Source organism: Planococcus antarcticus DSM 14505, assembly GCF_001687565.2.
Taxonomy (GTDB): domain Bacteria; phylum Bacillota; class Bacilli; order Bacillales_A; family Planococcaceae; genus Planococcus; species Planococcus antarcticus.
This window is the reverse complement of sequence record NZ_CP016534.2, coordinates 2,557,528-2,575,706: the sequence shown is the minus strand read 5'-3', so window position 1 is coordinate 2,575,706 and position 18,179 is coordinate 2,557,528. Positions and strand designations below refer to the sequence as shown.

The 18,179-nt window shown below is 44.5% G+C and carries 19 protein-coding genes and 1 tRNA gene; 13 read left to right on the top strand and 7 right to left on the bottom strand.

The features are described from left to right. The first annotated feature begins 4 nt into the window (after positions 1 to 4). From BBH88_RS12890 to BBH88_RS12880, 3 genes are read left to right on the top strand one after another with little or no spacing between them, the layout of a single operon-like run. Entirely contained in the window at positions 5 to 682 is a 678-nt protein-coding gene (locus BBH88_RS12890; RefSeq protein ID WP_006829721.1) for a GTP diphosphokinase, read from the top strand. Then, positions 679 to 1,485 (top strand): NAD kinase, encoded by an 807-nt coding sequence (locus BBH88_RS12885; RefSeq protein ID WP_006829720.1) that lies wholly within the window; start codon positions 679 to 681, stop codon positions 1,483 to 1,485. The genes BBH88_RS12890 and BBH88_RS12885 overlap by 4 nt, the downstream gene beginning before the upstream one ends. Positions 1,486 to 1,490: 5 nt before the next feature. Continuing rightward, positions 1,491 to 2,366 carry an RluA family pseudouridine synthase gene (locus BBH88_RS12880; RefSeq protein WP_040852297.1) on the top strand — a complete coding sequence of 292 codons (876 nt, stop codon included), beginning with the start codon at positions 1,491 to 1,493 and terminating at the stop codon, positions 2,364 to 2,366. Here the strand turns inward: BBH88_RS12880 and prpE are convergent. After that, a complete protein-coding gene (gene prpE / locus BBH88_RS12875) occupies positions 2,363 to 3,100 on the bottom strand; it encodes a bis(5'-nucleosyl)-tetraphosphatase PrpE (protein WP_006829718.1) in 738 nt (245 codons plus the stop codon). The genes BBH88_RS12880 and prpE overlap by 4 nt on opposite strands. Positions 3,101 to 3,200: 100 nt before the next feature. On the opposite strand from prpE, the gene mgtE reads away from it, so the two are divergent. Continuing rightward, a complete protein-coding gene (gene mgtE / locus BBH88_RS12870; protein WP_006829717.1) occupies positions 3,201 to 4,571 on the top strand; it encodes a magnesium transporter in 1,371 nt (456 codons plus the stop codon). A gap of 79 nt (positions 4,572 to 4,650) precedes the next feature. Beyond that, positions 4,651 to 5,421 carry an enoyl-ACP reductase FabI gene (fabI, locus tag BBH88_RS12865; protein WP_065536719.1) on the top strand — a complete coding sequence of 257 codons (771 nt, stop codon included), beginning with the start codon at positions 4,651 to 4,653 and terminating at the stop codon, positions 5,419 to 5,421. Positions 5,422 to 5,483: 62 nt separating this feature from the next. Here fabI and BBH88_RS12860 read toward each other — a convergent pair whose 3' ends face one another. From BBH88_RS12860 to BBH88_RS12850, 3 genes are all read right to left on the bottom strand, one after another. Beyond that, positions 5,484 to 5,915 carry a GNAT family N-acetyltransferase gene (locus BBH88_RS12860; RefSeq protein ID WP_006829715.1) on the bottom strand — a complete coding sequence of 144 codons (432 nt, stop codon included), beginning with the start codon at positions 5,913 to 5,915 and terminating at the stop codon, positions 5,484 to 5,486. After that, the gene (locus BBH88_RS12855; protein WP_006829714.1) at positions 5,916 to 6,434 is read right to left on the bottom strand and encodes a YjcG family protein; all 519 of its coding nucleotides are present in this window, start codon (positions 6,432 to 6,434) and stop codon (positions 5,916 to 5,918) included. Between the two features lie 73 nt (positions 6,435 to 6,507). Beyond that, positions 6,508 to 7,230: an alpha/beta hydrolase gene (locus BBH88_RS12850; protein ID WP_006829713.1), complete on the bottom strand. Its 723-nt coding sequence runs from the start codon at positions 7,228 to 7,230 to the stop codon at positions 6,508 to 6,510. Positions 7,231 to 7,334: 104 nt separating this feature from the next. On the opposite strand from BBH88_RS12850, the gene BBH88_RS12845 reads away from it, so the two are divergent. The 6 genes from BBH88_RS12845 (at position 7,335) to BBH88_RS12820 (ending at position 13,750) form a co-directional block, all read left to right on the top strand. Continuing rightward, entirely contained in the window at positions 7,335 to 7,919 is a 585-nt protein-coding gene (locus BBH88_RS12845) for a phosphatidylglycerophosphatase A family protein (RefSeq protein WP_006829712.1), read from the top strand. Positions 7,920 to 8,044: 125 nt separating this feature from the next. Continuing rightward, positions 8,045 to 9,019, top strand: coding sequence for a TAXI family TRAP transporter solute-binding subunit (locus tag BBH88_RS12840; RefSeq protein WP_006829711.1), 975 nt, complete (start codon positions 8,045 to 8,047; stop codon positions 9,017 to 9,019). Between the two features lie 78 nt (positions 9,020 to 9,097). Then, positions 9,098 to 9,619 carry a DUF1850 domain-containing protein gene (locus BBH88_RS12835; protein WP_006829710.1) on the top strand — a complete coding sequence of 174 codons (522 nt, stop codon included), beginning with the start codon at positions 9,098 to 9,100 and terminating at the stop codon, positions 9,617 to 9,619. Continuing rightward, entirely contained in the window at positions 9,612 to 11,645 is a 2,034-nt protein-coding gene (locus tag BBH88_RS12830; RefSeq protein WP_006829709.1) for a TRAP transporter permease, read from the top strand. The genes BBH88_RS12835 and BBH88_RS12830 overlap by 8 nt, the downstream gene beginning before the upstream one ends. Positions 11,646 to 12,115: 470 nt before the next feature. Beyond that, on the top strand, positions 12,116 to 13,375 hold the full coding sequence (locus BBH88_RS12825; RefSeq protein ID WP_006829708.1) for a Y-family DNA polymerase: 1,260 nt from the start codon (positions 12,116 to 12,118) through the stop codon (positions 13,373 to 13,375). Between the two features lie 12 nt (positions 13,376 to 13,387). Continuing rightward, complete coding sequence (locus BBH88_RS12820) at positions 13,388 to 13,750, top strand: YolD-like family protein (RefSeq protein ID WP_006829707.1); 363 nt, start codon at positions 13,388 to 13,390, stop codon at positions 13,748 to 13,750. Between the two features lie 366 nt (positions 13,751 to 14,116). On the opposite strand, the gene BBH88_RS12815 is transcribed toward BBH88_RS12820, so the two are convergent. The 3 genes from BBH88_RS12815 to BBH88_RS19420 form a co-directional block, all read right to left on the bottom strand. Further along, positions 14,117 to 14,189: transfer RNA gene (locus tag BBH88_RS12815), tRNA-Val, on the bottom strand. A 140-nt stretch (positions 14,190 to 14,329) separates the two neighbouring features. Beyond that, positions 14,330 to 15,061, bottom strand: a complete 732-nt coding sequence (locus BBH88_RS12810) for a thermonuclease family protein (protein WP_065537370.1) — start codon at positions 15,059 to 15,061, stop codon at positions 14,330 to 14,332. A 249-nt stretch (positions 15,062 to 15,310) separates the two neighbouring features. Continuing rightward, complete coding sequence (locus BBH88_RS19420) at positions 15,311 to 15,454, bottom strand: hypothetical protein (protein ID WP_169314370.1); 144 nt, start codon at positions 15,452 to 15,454, stop codon at positions 15,311 to 15,313. A gap of 117 nt (positions 15,455 to 15,571) precedes the next feature. Between BBH88_RS19420 and BBH88_RS12805 the strand changes: the two genes are divergently transcribed. Both BBH88_RS12805 and BBH88_RS12800 read left to right on the top strand, forming a co-directional pair. After that, entirely contained in the window at positions 15,572 to 16,495 is a 924-nt protein-coding gene (locus BBH88_RS12805; RefSeq protein ID WP_006829705.1) for a Gfo/Idh/MocA family protein, read from the top strand. A 166-nt stretch (positions 16,496 to 16,661) separates the two neighbouring features. Beyond that, positions 16,662 to 18,050 carry an aldehyde dehydrogenase gene (locus tag BBH88_RS12800; RefSeq protein ID WP_006829704.1) on the top strand — a complete coding sequence of 463 codons (1,389 nt, stop codon included), beginning with the start codon at positions 16,662 to 16,664 and terminating at the stop codon, positions 18,048 to 18,050. Positions 18,051 to 18,179 lie beyond the last annotated feature (129 nt).

Genomic DNA, 18,179 nt, shown 5'->3' with positions numbered 1-18,179 from the left:
GGACATGGGTCAATGGAATCGATTTTTAGCACCCTATAAACAGGCAGTAGATGAATTGAAGATAAAATTCAAGGGGATGCGAAGCCAATTTGAAAACGACAATACAAATTCGCCGATTGAGTTTGTGACCGGCCGTGTCAAACCTTTGGCGAGCATCTACGATAAGACCTTGGAAAAAGGTATTCCGTTTGAGCCATCCAAAGAGCTTGCCCACCAATTGCAGGATATTGCAGGAATTCGAATGATGTGCCAATTTGTTGGGGATATCGAGACTGTAATTGGCTTGCTGAGGCAGCGAAAAGACTTGCGAATTGTGGAAGAAAAAGATTATATCTCTCATGAAAAACAAAGCGGCTATCGATCCTACCACGTTATTGTGGAATATCCGGTTCAGACCATCAACGGAGAGCGGCTAATTTTAGCAGAAATCCAGATTCGGACCTTAGCAATGAATTTCTGGGCGTCCATTGAGCATTCCTTGAATTACAAATATAAAGGTGTTTTTCCAGAGGAGATAAAGAACCGTCTTCAGCGTGCCGCCGAAGCCGCGTTTCAACTGGATGAGGAAATGTCGCAGATTCGGGACGAAATTCAAGAAGCTCAAGCCTATTTCACTGAGTTCAAGGAATCGCCTGGAACCCATTTTCGAAATGACAGAGAGGGAGGTCGACCAGAACGATGAAATTTTTTATCATATCGAGAAGTGACAAATTATCCAATGAATTGATGTCCACCGCAAAGAATTACCTGGAGGATTTCGGGATGGAGTGGAATGAAGAATCGCCTGATGTTGTCCTGTCGATTGGTGGAGATGGGACATTGCTTCACGCATTCCATAAATACAGCGAGAAACTGGCAGATGTGGCCTTTGTTGGGATACATACAGGCCATTTAGGTTTTTATGCCGACTGGAAGCCGATTGAAATTGAGAAGCTGGTTTTATCAATTGCTAAAAAGGAATATGAAGTGATCGAATATCCTTTATTGGAAGTCAGTATTCACTATCAGAACTTAGATGAACCAGCCGTTTACCTAGCGCTGAACGAGTCGACTGTCAAGTCTCCGGACGTTACATTGGTCATGGATGTCTTTTTGAACGAAAGCCATTTCGAGCGCTTTAGAGGAGATGGCTTGTGCATGTCTACGCCTTCCGGCAGTACAGCCTACAACAAAGCGTTAGGAGGAGCCATCATCCACCCATCACTGCAGGCGATGCAATTGACGGAGATGGCCTCTATCAACAATCGGGTCTTCCGTACAGTCGGATCACCGCTGGTTCTGCCTGGCCATCACCGGTGTGCATTGCGGCCAGTGAAAGCACCTGATTTCATGGTCACTGTTGATCATTTGCAATTGCTCCATAAAGATGTCAAATCAATTGAATACAAGGTAGCAAATGAAAAAGTCCGATTTGCCAGGTTCCGCGCCTTTCCGTTTTGGCAGCGGGTTCACGATTCCTTTATTGACAGTGAGCTTTCAGATTGAATGACATGAAACCCTTCCAACTGACGTATACTGCTGAAGCTCCGAACTTGTTGCGCGAGGCACTCGGGGAGTGGGGCATTTCCAAACGAACACTGGCTTCCGTCAAGTACGGCGGCGGACAGATTTTAGTGAATGGCACAGAAGTAACGGTCAGGCATGCCTTGGAAAAAGGCGATGCTGTGACCGTTATTTTTCCGAATGAAGAGCATGGAAAAGGGCTGGTTGCAGAAGAGGGTGACTTGAAAATTGTCTATGAAGATGCGGCCCTGTTAATCGTTGAAAAGCCGCCTTTCCAAAATACCATTCCATCGCGAGAGCATCCGTTTGGCAGCTTGGCCAATATTGTCGCCAAGCATTTCAACGACCACGGCATTCCTTCTACTTTGCATATCGCGACCAGGCTTGACCGTGACACTTCTGGACTTGTCTGCATCGCAAAAAACCGCCATATTCATCATATGATCTCGCTGCAGCAACAGGAAAAAAAGATGAAGCGGCGGTACGAGGCACTGGTTCATGGACTGATAGACAAAGATGAATTTACGATAACTGCTCCCATCGGACGAAAGAATACGAGCATCATCGAACGGGAAGTCCGTGAAGGCGGGCAATTTGCTGAAACCGAAGTCCGTGTACTACAGAGACTAGAAGGCTACTCACATATCATCCTGCAATTGAATACTGGCAGAACCCATCAGATACGCGTTCATATGACCCATATCGGCTATCCGCTGTTAGGTGACGATCTGTATGGCGGCAAAAGAGACCTGTTGGGACGTCAGGCGCTTCATTGTTCGAAATTGGAATTGATCCATCCAGTTTCAGGAGATCCACTGTTTTTTAGTTCTTCGTTGAATAAAGACATGCAGTCATTGGTTTAACTGAACCTGTGAAAACGATCAGGTTGATAAGGTTGCAAGGAAGGCACAGAAACGATTTCTTTTTCGGGATAACGGAAGGCAGTCAATAAGCCACCGAATACGCAACCAGTATCGATATTGACGGTGTTGTTGATAAAATAAGGCGTTTCAGTCGGCGTATGACCATAGACCACCCATTTCTGACCTCTATAGGATTTAGCCCAGTCGCGCCGAACGGGAGTGCCATCGGCATGAAACCTCCCGGTGATGTCGCCGTACAGCACAAAAATTGCAATGCCTTTGCTGAGCGGTTTTCCGATCATTTCAGCCTTTAAACCGGCGTGGGCGACAATGAGCTCATTTTCCAACTGTTGATAGTGAGGAAGCTGTTCATAAAAATGAATATAACGGTTTCTAAATTTCTGTCTATCCGGTTCGGACAGCTGCTTCCATTCGGCTACGGTCATCTCTAAGCCGTGAGCCAGTTCGACATCATGCCCTTTAAAAAATCGAAAAAGTTTATTGCAGTGATTTCCAGGGGAATAGTAAAGAATGCCCTCATCCTGTAGCGCAAACAACAATCTCAAAACATTGAGAGACTCAGGGCCGCGGTCCGTGGCATCACCGACAAAAGCGAGTTTCCGGTTTTCCGGATGAACGAATCCATTGCCTTGCTTTTCGTAGCCAAGACGTTGAATGAGTTGGATCAGCTCCTGATAGCAACCGTGTATATCACCGATAACATCATATTTCATATTAGACACCCCTTTATTTAAAATTTACTATACATACCCATGGTGTAGCGTATAGACTACTATAGCAAGCATAGAAGATCTTCGAAAGGAGGGAGTATACATGATGGAAGAAAAAGTAGTACGTGATGAAGAATTGAATGACGCATTGTTTACTGAATTGCTTATCCGCGGGGACGTCAAGGAATTCCGCGATGAGTTCTTGTCCCACCATCCATACGACCAAGCAAGTTTTTATGAAAAGGCAAATTCTGAGACCAGGCAGTTGCTGTATCAGTATCTCTCTCCTAAAGAGATGGCGGATATTTTTGAAGCTATTGAATTGGATGACGATGAATACGAAGATTTATTCGATGAGATGGATGCCCGTTATGCCTCAGATTTATTATCTTATATGTATACAGATGACGCGGTGGATGTCTTAAACGAATTAAATAAAGAACAAGTTGCCAGTTATTTGACAATCATGGACAAAGAGTCAGCACAGCAAATCAAAGACCTGCTACATTACGAAGAGTATACGGCAGGTTCCATTATGACGACAGAATTTGTGGCCATACCGAAAAACTCCACGGTCCGGTCGGCGATGAACATTCTAAGAAATGCAGCACCGAATGCTGAAACCATCTATTATGTTTTTGTGATTGATGATGATAAAAAGCTTTCGGGCATCGTGACTTTAAGAGATCTGATTCTTGCCGAGGAAGATACCCTCATCAGCTCCATCATGAACGAACGGGTCGTCAGTGTTTCTGTCAGTGAAGACCAGGAAGAAGTGGCGCGGATGATCAAAGATTACGATTTCCTAGCCTTGCCGGTTGTCGATTTCCAGCAGCATCTGCTCGGTATCATCACGGTCGATGATATAATTGATGTACTAGAAGAAGAGGCGTCGGACGATTACTCCAAATTGGCGGCTGTCTCCGATATGGATACGTTTGATAAAGGACCATTGACTGCTGCGAAAAAACGGCTGCCTTGGTTGCTATTGTTGACATTTCTTGGGATGTTGACAGCTAATTTGATGGGAATGTTCGAAGCGACACTGGACCAAGTGGCACTGCTGGCGGTTTTTATCCCGCTTATTGCCGGGATGGCTGGGAACAGCGGCACACAGGCATTGGCCGTAGCTGTCCGAGGAATTGCGACGGGCGACATTGAAGAACAAAGCAAGATGAAACTGTTGTTCCGCGAAGCCGGTACAGGACTGATCACAGGTGTTGTCTGCGGAGTCGTCGTTGTTGGATTGGTTTATTTCTGGAAAGGTGAGTTACTGATTGGGATGCTGGTCGGAACAGCGGTCATGAGCTCCATTTTCGTGGCAACATTGGCAGGATCGTTCATTCCGTTATTGATCCACCGAATGAAAATTGATCCAGCCGTAGCATCAGGGCCTTTTATAACTACCTTAAATGACATCATTTCAATTTTAATTTATTTGGGTTTAGCAACTACGTTCCTAAGCCGGCTCTAGAAAAGTGCGAATTGCACTTTTCTTTTTTGTGAGGTATTATTAGTACCAGGTAATAATAACAGACGCAGGGGGAATAGACATGTCAATATCATTAAAAGGAAAGACTTTTGTCATTATGGGCGTAGCCAACAAGCGAAGCATTGCTTGGGGAATTGCACGTTCGTTGGATCAATCCGGAGCAAATCTAATTTTTACGTATGCAGGTGAACGCTTTGAAAAATCGGTGCGTGATTTGGTGGCGACACTTGATGGCAACCATGAACTGATCTTGCCATGTGACGTAACAAATGATGAAGCTGTGGCTACGTGTTTCACGACCATTAACGACCAGGTAGGAACGATCCACGGACTCGCCCATTGTATCGCTTTTGCAAAAGGTGAAGAACTTGCAGGTGATTTTTCAGATACCTCACGAGACGGATTCTTATTGGCGCATAATATCAGCGCCTACTCATTGACGAACATTGCGAAAAACGCCAAGCCGTTGATGGCTGAAGGCGGCAGCATCGTAGCACTGACCTATATTGGTGGCGAACGCGTAATGCCAAATTATAATGTCATGGGTGTTGCGAAAGCTTCCCTTGAAATGTCCGTCCGTTATTTAGCCGCTGATCTTGGCAAACACGGCATTCGCGTGAATGCAATTTCTTCAGGTCCAATCCGGACATTGTCGTCAAAAGGCGTTAGCGACTTTAATTCAATTCTTCACGAAATCGAGGAGAAAGCACCGTTGCGCCGCAATACGACACCTGAAGAAGTTGGCGATACAGCTGCTTTCCTATTCAGCGATATGTCACGAGGAATCACTGGTGAAACCATTCATGTAGACAGCGGATTCCACATTCTATAGAAAATACAAAAAGCAGCTCAACCGATAACTCGGCTGAGCTGCTTTTTTCTTTTAATAACGCATTAGTTCACGATTTTCTCCATCGACTTATGGGGAATACCAGCATCCATGAATTCATCGGATGTGATGTCATAGCCGAGTTTCTCATAGAAAGCTAAAGCATGGGTCTGGGCATTCAATTTGAGCCTAAAAATGCCGTTTGCCCGTGCATGCTCCTCCATCTCATTCATCATCAGAACGCCGATGTGTTGGCCGCGGTATTCAGAAAGTACGCATACCCGCTCAACCTTTCCAAGACCTGCTTCCACTTCACGGATTCGCCCCGCAGCAATTGGCTGTTCGAGCTGGTAGCCGACAAAATGAATCGCAGTGTCATCGTATTCATCCATTTCAATGTGAATTGGAACGTGTTGTTCCTCTACGAAAACTTTTCTGCGAATATCAAAAGCCTGTTCTTTTTCCAGTTGGTTTTCAGCAATTTTTACTTTCAGCACTTATTGATCATCTCCAGTTAATCGGAATGTCTCGTAGACCGTCCATGAGCCACCTTCTAGTTGATAAAGCAGATGCATGCGGTCAATAACTTCTTCGTGGTCGATGCCGGCCATCTTCAATTGGCCAAAGACATCGGCATGTTCCGTATCGGATAATTTTTGTCCAATCGTGATATGAGGCACGAAAGAATGTTTTGGCATGCCACCGAAGAAATCAGAATGCAGATCTTCGTGTAAAGCGACGACTTCAGCATTCGTTTCCACCTTGAAATACAAGGTATTGGTAATCGGTGAAAACGTACTGACACGAGTGGTGTGCAGTTTAAACGGTTTATGACGGTTGGCGATGTTCAGCATTTCTGCTGCGACATCTTTAATTGTTGTTGCATCGACCTCAAATGGTTCTTTCAATGTCATATGAGGGGTAATTAGCTCGTAATGCGGATCGTAACGTTTTCGGTATGAATTGGCAAGATCCTGCAATTTTTTTGAAGGAAAAGCTGCAACTCCATATTTCATCTTAACGACCTCCTTGTCTGTGATAACCATTCATGGTTGTGGTGCCAACTATGTTTTGGAATATTGTCAACTTCTACATGCCGAAGTTTTGAATAAGGGCACGCCGCAAATCGGGTTGCCAGTGCTTCCAAGTATGGTCTCCTTCAAATTCTTCATAAAAGATCGAAAACCCTTTATTTTTCATTAAATTATTTAATTTCCGGTTTGGTTCAACGAAATCCTCGGTTTCCCCATTTCCCAGTTTGACAGCTGTTTCTTCTTTTCCGATCACATGGTAAACCGTGAAGGAGTTGGCCGATTGGAATGCTTCCACTGCTGTCAGCATTTCTTCCCCGACCTTTGGCGATTGCAGGATGACACGGCCAAAAATATTTGGGTATTTTAAAGCAGCCATCAATGACGCCGTCGCTGCCAATGAATCTCCGATTAACGCGCGCCCCATGCCAACTTGATAAGTTGGATATTTTTCATCGAGGAACGGTACCAGTTCGTGTGCCAAGAAGCGCAGATAGGCGCCGTGCTGTTCACCGGTAGGTTCGTATTTTTTGTTTCGATCTGCGACGCTCTTGTAGGGAACGCCGACTACAATAATATTTTCGATGTCTTGATTTTCCAATAATTCGTCCACAACACGCGGAATTCTGCCCAATTGAAAATAGTCTTTGCCATCAGAAGCGATGACCAGCGTGTATTTATATAATGGCGTGAAATTGGAAGGAAGATAGACGAGCAATTGCATGTCTTCTTGGAGTTCCTTGCTGTAGATGGATAAATCTTCTACCTTTCCAGTAGTCATTTATATGCCTCCTCTAAGGTTCTGTAAGAAAATTGTACCATATTGAATGTCCAAGGTATAATGGGAAAGAACACCAACTTATTAAGGCGAAAGGGGTTTTGGAAATGGATGGTGGAAAGTTCCGAGTTCACTCAGATGACGTGACAAAAGCGACACATGGAGCACTAGAGCGCAGAGGAGTCACGAATGAAGACATAGCCAAAATTGTTTTGGATATGCAACTGCCTTTTAATGAAGGACTTAAGATGGAGCACTGCATGGAATCGGTTGAAAGTGTTTTGCGTAAACGCGAAATACAGCACGCGCTGCTGGTGGGAATCGAATTGGATGAACTGGCAGAGCAAGGAAAACTATCACGCCCGCTTCAGCAGATCGTTGGCTCGGATGAAGGGCTCTTTGGCGTTGATGAAATGATCGGACTGGGTGCGGTATTGACTTATGGCAGTATTGCTGTAACGACATTCGGGCATCTGGACAAAAACAAAACGGGAATCATCCATAAGCTTGATACGAAATACGGCGGCCAAGTCCACACCTTTCTGGATGACTTGGTAGCAAGTGTGGCTGCATGTGCATCAGCTCGTATTGCCCACCGGACTCGTGACCTTGAAGAGCAGGGAAAAACCTTTGAAGACTTAGCTCCAGAAGATACAACGCCTGAAATATACGTAGAAGGTACTGAAACATAAGAAGTTTTCTAAATGTTCCCGCTGTAAGCGGTTGTATTTTTTGAAATGCATTGAAACTAGTAAGAAAGGCATGCTATTATGAAGTTGAAACATAGAAAACTATTATCGGAAAGGGAGGTCACTTTATGTCGAAAAAGAAATTTGGCTTGTTTGTTGCAGCAACTCTTGCAGGATCTGTATTTTTGGCAGGTTGCGGAGATGACGCAGAAACAGAAGGCGAAGGCGGCGGAGCATCTGATCCTGAATTCCTTAGCATCTTGACGGGCGGAACGACAGGAACGTATTATCCACTTGGTGGTGCAATGGCAGTAATCGTTGAAAACGAAACAGGCTTGGATACAACTGCTGAAGTTTCTCAGGCTTCTGCTGCGAACATGACGGCACTTGCTGATGGAGCTGCACAAATCGCTTTTGTTCAGACCGATACAGCATTTTATGCTGCTGAAGGATCGAATATGTTTGATGGTGAAGTAATCGATAATGTCTCTGCTATCGGTGCACTTTATCCAGAAACAATTCAATTGGTTACCACTGCAAATTCCGGAATTGCCTCATTTGATGATTTAGCAGGCAAAAGCGTCTCTGTTGGTGCACCTGGATCTGGGACTTATATTAATGCTGAACAATTATTGGAAATCCACGGTATGACAATGGATGATGTCAATGCTCAGAATCTTGACTTTGGTGAGTCACAGGAAAGCCTGCAGTCAGGTCAAATTGATGCGGCATTCATTACTGCCGGTACTCCGACAGGCGCAGTTGAAAGCCTTGGAGCGACATCAGACGTTGTAATTGTACCTGTAGAGCAGGACAAGGCCGACGAACTGATCGAAAAATATCCATACTATGCTAATGATGTAGTACCGTCAGGCATTTATGGATTGACTGAGGAAGTTCCAACTGTCTCTGTTTTGGCTATGCTAGTGGTTCAGAACGATCTTTCAGAAGATCTTGTCTACGACATCACGAAGGCAATTTACGAAAACACAGATCAGATCCAGCATGCAAAAGCTGAATTCATCAAAGCAGAAACAGCTCTTGATGGAATCGGCATCGATATTCACCCGGGAGCGCAAAAATATTTCGACGAAGTAAATTAATTGAATGAGCGATTGACTGACGGTAAAGCGCAAGCTCTGCCGTCAGTTATTTGTTTTGCAGATGGAGGAGAATGGACTATGCGGTTTACCCGGATACAAGTATTTCTTCTGTTAATCATTGCCCTCATCTTAATCGGCTCCTTGATCGCATTCACCCCTTTCCAGAAGTATTATGTGTTTATCGATAATGAGACTGAAGACATTGCGGCTTATGTGCCGTTGGAAAGCCCATATTTTCAACTAAATTATACGCATTCAATCCATCTGTCCGAAGTTATCGAGAGCTATAAAGTAGTAGACAATGATGATTTGATGATGACAGAGCTAGAGTATGAAGATTTTAACATCGGCATGCCCTCAAATGCAGGAGAAGGAGAGACCTTTGTCGAAAAGGACGGGAAATACTTTATCAAAAATATGACAAGGAAACTTCCAGAGTTCCGGCTGTTTGTAGGAGATGTTGATGCGAATTTGTCATTTATTACTAAAGGGTATCAGCTGGATTTAAAAAGAACGCTTGAAAGAGGTAAGTCGTATACTTTTCGAGTAGAGCGCCTATCCCTATTGCAACTAAGAGAAGGAGTGAGAATTGATGAGTGATAAGTTGCCTCCAGAAGAACGCGAAAAGCAAAAACTTCCGCCTGAGGATGAATCTTACATCTCAAAAGAAAAGCAAAAGGAGGTTTTACAGAAATACGATCCTGAGTCCAACACGCGCGATTTGAGTGGCATGATTAAACATGTGGTCTTTTTCGGGTTATTGGCATTTTCTCTATTCCAGCTATATACCGCTATTTTCGGACAGTATACCGCCTATATTCAGCGGTCGATTCACCTAGGGTTTGCTTTGTCCTTAATTTTTCTATTATTCCCTGCCAGAAAGCGCAAAGGCGTTCGCCATAAAGTTGCCTGGTATGATTACATACTGGCGCTGCTGTCAATTGGTGTAGCCGCCTATTGGCCAATTATGTATGAAGATTTGGTATTCCGTCTTGGACGGGTTACCGAATTGGACTTGATCGTCGGAATTTTAGCAATCCTGCTGACGCTTGAAGCGACGCGTCGGGCAGTAGGTATGCCGATTACAATCATTGCCAGTTTGTTTTTGACATACGCCTTTTTCGGACCCTATTTCCCTGGGTTTTTACGTCACAGGGGACAGGATTTGGACTCAATTGTCCAACTGATGTTCTACACTACTGACGGAATACTGGGAACTCCGATCGGCGTATCGGCAACTTTCATTTTCACCTTCTTGTTATTCGGTTCATTCCTGGTGAAAACAGGAGTAGGGCAGTATTTCAATGACTTGGCCGTATCACTGGCCGGAAATTTGACAGGCGGCCCGGCAAAAGTAGCGATTTTCTCCAGCGCCTTGCAAGGAACCATTTCGGGAAGTTCGGTAGCCAACGTCGTCACATCGGGTTCTTATACAATTCCCATGATGAAAAAACTGGGCTACAAAAAAGAATTTGCCGGTGGGGTAGAGGCAGCAGCTTCAACAGGTGGACAGTTAATGCCGCCGATCATGGGTGCTGCAGCCTTCCTGATGGTGGAATTTATCGGGGGAGTGACTTACTGGGAAATTGCCAAAGCTGCCACAATACCGGCTCTTTTGTATTTCACAGGTGTTTGGATCATGACTCATTTCGAAGCGAAACGGATCGGCCTAAAAGGTCTTTCTCCGGAAGAGATGCCGGATCGCAAAGAAGTATTGAAAAAGATTTATCTTCTGCTGCCAATTGTCGCAATCATCGTATTCTTGCTGATCGGCATTCCGACTATGCAGGCGGCACTTTACGGAATTCTTTTGACGATTTTCGTCAGTGCTTTCAATAAAGAAACACGCTTGAATTTCAAAGACGTCATTTTAGCGCTGGTCGACGGTGCGCGAACGGCTTTGGCTGTTGCAGCTGCAACAGCAGCAGCCGGTATTATTGTCGGCGTAGTCGTAAAGACTGGACTCGGATTGAGTTTAGCGAATGGACTGGTTTCAGCTTCAGGAGGAAATATCCTGTTGACTCTTTTCTTCACGATGCTAGCGGCAATTGTCCTTGGTATGGGATCTCCAACAACTGCTAACTATGTCATCACGTCTACGATAGCAGCACCAGCTATTATCACGCTGTTGATGCTAGATGAGCCAGTTGGAGCAGCTGTGCCGCTTGTGGTCGCTTTATCTGCCCATTTATTCGTTTTCTACTTTGGGATTATCGCAGATATTACACCACCTGTTGCGCTTGCAGCATTTGCCGCATCAGGCATCTCAGGTGGGGAGCCGATACGGACTGGTTTCACTGCAGCCAAATTAGCAGCAGCGGCGTTTATCATTCCGTATATGTTCGTTCTGTCTCCATCGCTCCTGATGATCGATACGACCTGGCCTGAATTGATCTGGGTATTGATCACTGCTTTGACGGGTATGATTGCCATCGGAGCAGGGCTTATCGGTTATTGGTACCGGCAGCTCAACTGGTTTGAGCGCATCATTACATTTGCAACCGGATTGGCTTTGATTTATCCAGAAGGTTTGTCTGATACGATTGGTTCAATTTTGTTCGTGATCCTGTTCGGAATCCAATGGATGGCACGCGATAAGAAACCTGCTAAAACAGCAGAAGCTTAATGAAAGACAAAACCGGTTGGGCTGATGCCCGGCCGGTTTTTTTATTGTTTTGTAATTTTAGTTTATCGAAGAACGAAAAAAGCCATCACCCGAAGGCGATGACTTTTTCAAAGCAAACTTTGTTCCTAAAGCTTGCAGTGGGTTTGGCACCCAATGATTCCTACTGATTTCAAGAAATCATAAGAACTATGGATGTCGAACTTCTTATTAATTGAATCATATATGGTTAATGGCTAAATGTAAAGTTGTTAGAAAGTTTGACGTTTTGAGAGAGAAATCAACTCTTCTTTGAATTGCGGACAGATAAATTAGGTAGAAAAGCCATAAAGATTTTTTTGGAAATGACTTTTAACTTGATTCAGACTTGCTGAATCAAAGGATAAATTTTTATATTTTCTCGAAAAGGATTGCCGTCAGCATATTCGTGGTATAGAATAAGAACATACGTTCCATTTTGAGAGGTGGTAATTATGAAAGTTCTTGAATTACCAGAACGATATATATTTTGCATCGACATGCGCGGCTTTTATGCCAGCGTTTCTGCAGTCGAACTGGGATTGGATCCACTGGAAGTTTGTCTTGCGGTTGTCGGCAATCAGGAACGGAAAGGAAGTGTGGTCTTAGCTGCTTCGCCGATGATGAAAAAAAGGTTTGGTGTAAAAACCGGTACACGGCTTTTTGAAATTCCAAACCATAAGGATATTGTGTTAATTGAACCGAAAATGAAGCTTTATTTACAGAAGTCCATGGCTATCACTGAGTTGTTAGGAGCCTATGTGCCGAAAGAATCGCTCCATATTTATAGTGTGGATGAAAGTTTTATCGAACTTACAGGAACTGAAAAGCTATGGGGGCCACCAACATTCACTATGCGCCGTATTCAGCAAGAGATATTGGATTGTTTTAAATTGCCTTCTTCAGTTGGTGGAGGACCGAACATGCTACTGGCGAAACTAGCATTAGATTTGGAAGCGAAAAGAACGGGATTTGCCTATTGGTCTTATGCCGATGTGGCAATGAAATTGTGGCTTGTGAGGCCTTTAAGCAGAGTGTGGGGTATCGGCTCCCGGACAGAAAAGACTTTGAATAACATGGGGATTTATTCTGTCGGCGATTTGGCCTGTGCAGATGTTTCCATCCTTGAAAATCAGTTTGGCATTTTAGGCAACCAACTGCACCAGCATGCTAATGGCATCGATTTGTCGGATATGGGTTCTCCCTTGATTGAGGGGCAGGTCAGTTACGGGAAGGGGCAGATTCTATACCGGGATTATATACAAGAAAAAGACATCATGACCATCATCCTGGAAATGTGCGAAGATGTTGCGATGCGGACGCGCCAAGCCCGGCGTGCAGGGCGGACCATCCACTTGAGCATCATCTACAGCAAGACGGCTTTTGGCGGTGGATTTTCCCGCTCGCGGTCCATTGATGAAGCCACAAACGACACGTTAAAGATGTACCAGGTCTGTCTGGAAATTTTTCGTGAGCATTTCCAGCATAAACCGGTGCGGCAAATTTCACTGGCCATCAGCAACCTGGAAGAGGAATCATCGATGCAGTTAAGCCTTTTTGATGAAAGGAAGTTCGAAAACAGAAGCCTAGGAGAAGCGATGGACACGATCCGAAAAAGGTACGGTTATTCGGCAATCTACCGGGGCGTATCAGGTACACGGGCAGGCACCGCCATTGCACGAACGAAATTGATTGGCGGACACAATAAAGAATAAGGGAGTGGTCCGATGAAACGCAATAAATACTTCAAAACAGTAGGTGACATCAAAGACCGCGGACGAATTAAGTGGACAGCATTAATGCTGCCAGAGCACGTCGAGATGATTCGGGAATGGTACGCGAAAGATGAACAAGTGCCGAAGCCAGATTTAACTGAAGACGATTTGCAGTTGCTCCAGGAGGAGATGGACATTGCGCTGAAGCGCCAATGCGAAGTTGTTATTCAAAGTTGGAAGGAAGGCATAATCCATGAGCGCAGGGGAACGATTGAGGGCATCGATGTAAGAAGTCGGATGTTGATTTGCGTGGAGTCAGAAAAAAAGTATAGGTTACGAATTGATGAAGTTGTTGCGATTGTCATGGTTGATTGAAAAACTGGCAGCGCCTCCGAAAAAAATGCGCAATCGTTGAAGGGCGCGCGGTTACTCTCATAAATCGAAGGAAATTTTTGTGGTACATCATCATGAATTGTAAGAATGCATTTGGAATGAGTTTTTAGAAAACGGAAGGGAGTTTAAACCTAGGCCCCCATTTCTAAGCAATTTGCTACTGTAAAAGCAGACCACGCAAAACAGGTTATTGAATAAAAATGTTTTTTACCAGTTTGAAAATCGATCATATCTTAGCATCTTGACGAAAAAAGCACAACAAAAAAGAGGCCCAAAGCATAATAGCTTCAAGACCTCTAATTCTTTAAAACATTGATATACCAATGGTTTAATGAGTTTCTTTAGATATGATTCCTACTGGGCTCGAACCAGCGACCTCTACCCTGTCAAGGTAGCGCTCTCCCAGCTGAGCTAAGGAATCTCAATTTCCAGGACAAATATAAGTATAGCTTGTCCACAGAAAAAGTCAATAGTTATCGAGGAAGAAAAAATTGCCCGTATTTGGGGTCATTCGACTAGTAGCGTGTTGGCAATCCACACTGCTTCGTGGAGCTAACCATCCTACTGCCCCACACCTCTAAAGCCAGCATCCTTTGCTTTCTGTTCCGAACAAAACCATTCTTCGGGATTGGTTTGTTCGTAAGAAGAATCGCTTGGCAGGTGATAGATTTTATTGCCGCTGCGATTGATATTGCCTTTAATGTCACAGTCGCCGTTCGCTTGCTCTTCGTTGGAAGAGCTGGCATTTCCGGCAGATTTTTGTCTGTACGCTTCCGAATCAAAGCCCCGTTCAGTCGAATAATTTTCGTATTGCCAGACGCCTGTTTCATTTTCTTTGGCAACTTGTTCCGCTTGCTCGAAGTCGCTGAGGTAGCGAGTGTTTGGAGGGAAGACATAAGCCACTCTCGCCAGGCCAGACTCCAGCATCTGCACCTGGATGCTTTCGCCATCAACATAAATATAAGCCAGCAGCCGGTCATAATCATCGAAACGATCTCCGACATCAAATTCGATCGACACATCACCCGATTCAATCAGCCGTTTGTTCGCTTCAGTAGCTTTCTTGCCAAGGGGCTGTTCGCCGAGTCGCGGGTGATTGGTTTCCGGCGTATCCACCAACAGATACCGCACGGTCACTTCTTCGCCTTCGTAGATGATTTTAATGGTGTCGCCGTCAATGACCTGTGTCACTTCTACTGGAATCTGATCGGTCGTGCCGGATGTGTCAGTCGAATCCGATATACCGCAGCCTGATAGGAAGAATAGGCACAGCAGTATAAGTTTTAGTTTCATAGGGATCCCCGCTTTCATCTCTTTCATATTATATGAACAAACTAACTTCCTTGCAATCAGGCGATTGTTTGCGGAACTCTGTCGGGGGTATCTCTAAAATTTTGCATAACAAAACGTCTTGTTCAATCCGAAAAATTGAACAAGACGCTAAAGTCCGATTAGATCAACTAACACTCAGTAGGGAATAACCCCACTAGGTGGAGTTTCTCTTTATGTACCCAAGCAACAAAAACGGGCAAGCTTCAGCAATTAAAGGGCTAACTCCATTGTTGATGCAGCTTCATCGTAATACAAGAAAGATTCCTCAGTAGTGCTTTCCAGCTTTTCTTTATTGACGCCGACTTCTAATTGGCCTGTGAAGATAGGCTCCCACCAATTTTTTTGTTCATTCATGTGATTTCCTCCTCGAGGGTGTAATGGTATTGTTTGACTATTCTATACCCTTACAGGTTACACTAATAAACAAACGGCGAAAAAAGCCAAAAGGTTTTACAAAGGGAGAGATTTTTAGTGATTTCAATCGGCATCATTGGAGCAGGAATTGTTGGAGAACGAATCATTAAACAAATTCAGCAGGAAAGCCATGTGGAAATAAAGATGGTCTATGATCAACAGACAGAACGTCTTAGTGAAATCAGCGAAACTTACGGAATTCCAATGGCGAAATCAGTAGAGGAAGTGCTGCATGCAGATGTCAACTGGGTTTACATTGCGACGCCACCGGCCTTTCATGCAGAAATCGCTGAACTTGCGGCCAGTGCAGGGATCAATATCCTGTGTGAAAAACCATTGGCACATAATGTAGAAGCCGGCGAAATGATGGCAGTAGCCGTGCAAGATAATCGTGTCCAAACGGCCATGCATTTCCCGTTAATGTATAAGCCGGCAGTTCGTGAAATGGCGAAACGCATCAAAGGGGGACAGATCGGAAAAGTGATCCGTATCGAACTGCAAACCTTCTTTCCGGATTGGCCAAGATTGTGGCAGCAAAATCCATGGATCGGTTCAAGAAGCCAAGGAGGCTTTGTCCGTGAAGTTTTCCCCCATTATTTCCAATTGATGAACCGGCTCTTTGGTGAGCTATCGTTTACGTCCCATCACATCACTTACCCAGAGCAGGCTGAAGAATGTGAAACTGGACTGATTGCCCACGGGCTTACCGCTGAACAGATTCCATTCTTGTTGACGGGTATCAGTAGCATCGGCCAGAAAGAATGCTTACAGTTCAAGGTTTACGGGGAGCAAGGGGTTATGACGCTGGAAAATTGGTCGAATCTCTACGAATCAAGAAAAGGCGAAGATCGTCAATTGATCACTGAATTTGAACAGGTCCCATCGCTTTTTGAGGAAATGGAAAACCAGTCAACTCTTTTGGTCAATTTTGAAGAAGGCCTGGTAGTCCAACGCTATATCGATCATTTATTAGCTGAGTAAGCTTTAGTTCTGAATCTTTACCAGATTTGATCAAAGAAATGCCTTTACATACCGCTGCGTAAAAACCATTGCCGCTGCGTTGCGGAATGTCGACAATCTAAATCATTAACTTAGCTTATACAAGCCCTTAATTGGTATAATGTAGAAAATCAAAGGAGGTTGAAAAGTGAATTTTACAGCAAACGACGTAGAACAAATGATAGAAGAACAGCGTACTTATTTTTATACAGGTGACACAAAATCAGCAGATTTTCGGATTGAACAATTGCACCGGTTGAAAAGTGTTATCCAATCCCATGAAGCGGAAGTAATCGATGCTTTGAAGAAAGATTTAGGCAAAAGCGAATTTGAAGCTTATGCGACAGAAGTCGGTTTTGTGCTCGACAGCATCAGCAGCATGGCAAAAAAATTGGAAGACTGGATGAAGCCTGAACAAGTCAAGACACCCATCCATCTTCAACCCGCTAAAAGCTTTGTCATTCGTGAACCGTATGGCTCTGTATTAATCATCGGGCCTTTCAACTACCCGTTCCAGCTGGTGATGGAGCCATTAATCGGAGCCGTTATTGGCGGGAATTGTGCGGTAGTCAAGCCTTCTGAAGCAACGCCTCATGTGGCAAAAGTCATCCGCACTATCATTGAAGAAGCATTTCCTGCCTATTATATTCGAGTGGTCGAAGGAGAGCGTGAAGAAGTGACAGCCTTGATCCACGCTTCATTTGATTATATTTTCTTTACGGGCAGTGTCAATGTCGGGAAAGTTATCATGAAAGCAGCGTCGGAGCGCTTGACGCCTATTACGTTGGAGCTTGGGGGCAAAAGCCCGGCAATTGTGGACCAGACAGCGAATCTTGATCTTGCTGCAAAACGAATTGCTTGGGGAAAATTGATGAATACAGGTCAAACTTGTGTTGCGCCTGACTATATTTGCGTACATGAGTCCGTCAAAGAAGAATTCCTAAAAAAATTAACAAAAACAATACAAAATTTTTACGGCAAAGATGCACAAAAAAGTCCGGATTACGGGCGTATTGTCAATCTTCAACATTTTGACCGCTTAGCGGAAATTGTACAAAAAGAAGCCAATCAGGTTATTTACGGTGGCAATATGGACCGTAATGATCTGTACATTGAACCTGTGATTTTGGATAATATCGGGTGGGATAACCCGTCGATGGAAGATGAAATTTTCGGACCGATTTTGCCGGTTATCAGCTATACGGACCTGCCACTGCTGCTACGCCAAATCCGTAAGTTGCCAAAGCCTTTATCGGCTTACTTGTTCTCAGAAAATGATCGTGCAACTCGGTTCTTCCTAGACCAATTGCCGTTCGGTGGCGGCTGCATCAACGACACAGTTTCCCACGTTGGCAGCACTTATCTGCCGTTTGGCGGGATCGGCACATCCGGAATCAATTCCTATCATGGCAAATCCAGCTTTGAAACCTTTACACACGCCAAATCGATTTTGAAGAAATCAACTAAATTATCGACAAATCTGGTCTTTCCGCCTTATAAAAATAAAGCGAAATGGATTAAGACTGTATTGAGATAAGCGGCCTGCGGGTCGCTTTTTTTCTGTTTTCAGGCGCCTGCGCTTGTCGGTGTCCAGACTCCGGCGCCCAGATTCTCGGGTCATAAGCCAACCCAGCTGCGTGGCAAAGAACGCCACACTGCTGGTCTG

Coding starts and splice junctions, on each gene's coding strand:
- BBH88_RS12890 (WP_006829721.1), top strand. CDS start 5: ATGGGTCAATGGAATCGATTTTTAGCACCCTATAAACAGGCAGTAGAT.
- BBH88_RS12885 (WP_006829720.1), top strand. CDS start 679: ATGAAATTTTTTATCATATCGAGAAGTGACAAATTATCCAATGAATTG.
- BBH88_RS12880 (WP_040852297.1), top strand. CDS start 1,491: ATGAAACCCTTCCAACTGACGTATACTGCTGAAGCTCCGAACTTGTTG.
- prpE (WP_006829718.1), bottom strand. CDS start 3,100: ATGAAATATGATGTTATCGGTGATATACACGGTTGCTATCAGGAGCTG.
- mgtE (WP_006829717.1), top strand. CDS start 3,201: ATGATGGAAGAAAAAGTAGTACGTGATGAAGAATTGAATGACGCATTG.
- fabI (WP_065536719.1), top strand. CDS start 4,651: ATGTCAATATCATTAAAAGGAAAGACTTTTGTCATTATGGGCGTAGCC.
- BBH88_RS12855 (WP_006829714.1), bottom strand. CDS start 6,434: ATGAAATATGGAGTTGCAGCTTTTCCTTCAAAAAAATTGCAGGATCTT.
- BBH88_RS12850 (WP_006829713.1), bottom strand. CDS start 7,230: ATGACTACTGGAAAGGTAGAAGATTTATCCATCTACAGCAAGGAACTC.
- BBH88_RS12845 (WP_006829712.1), top strand. CDS start 7,335: ATGGATGGTGGAAAGTTCCGAGTTCACTCAGATGACGTGACAAAAGCG.
- BBH88_RS12840 (WP_006829711.1), top strand. CDS start 8,045: ATGTCGAAAAAGAAATTTGGCTTGTTTGTTGCAGCAACTCTTGCAGGA.
- BBH88_RS12835 (WP_006829710.1), top strand. CDS start 9,098: ATGCGGTTTACCCGGATACAAGTATTTCTTCTGTTAATCATTGCCCTC.
- BBH88_RS12830 (WP_006829709.1), top strand. CDS start 9,612: ATGAGTGATAAGTTGCCTCCAGAAGAACGCGAAAAGCAAAAACTTCCG.
- BBH88_RS12825 (WP_006829708.1), top strand. CDS start 12,116: ATGAAAGTTCTTGAATTACCAGAACGATATATATTTTGCATCGACATG.
- BBH88_RS12820 (WP_006829707.1), top strand. CDS start 13,388: ATGAAACGCAATAAATACTTCAAAACAGTAGGTGACATCAAAGACCGC.
- BBH88_RS12810 (WP_065537370.1), bottom strand. CDS start 15,061: ATGAAACTAAAACTTATACTGCTGTGCCTATTCTTCCTATCAGGCTGC.
- BBH88_RS19420 (WP_169314370.1), bottom strand. CDS start 15,454: ATGAATGAACAAAAAAATTGGTGGGAGCCTATCTTCACAGGCCAATTA.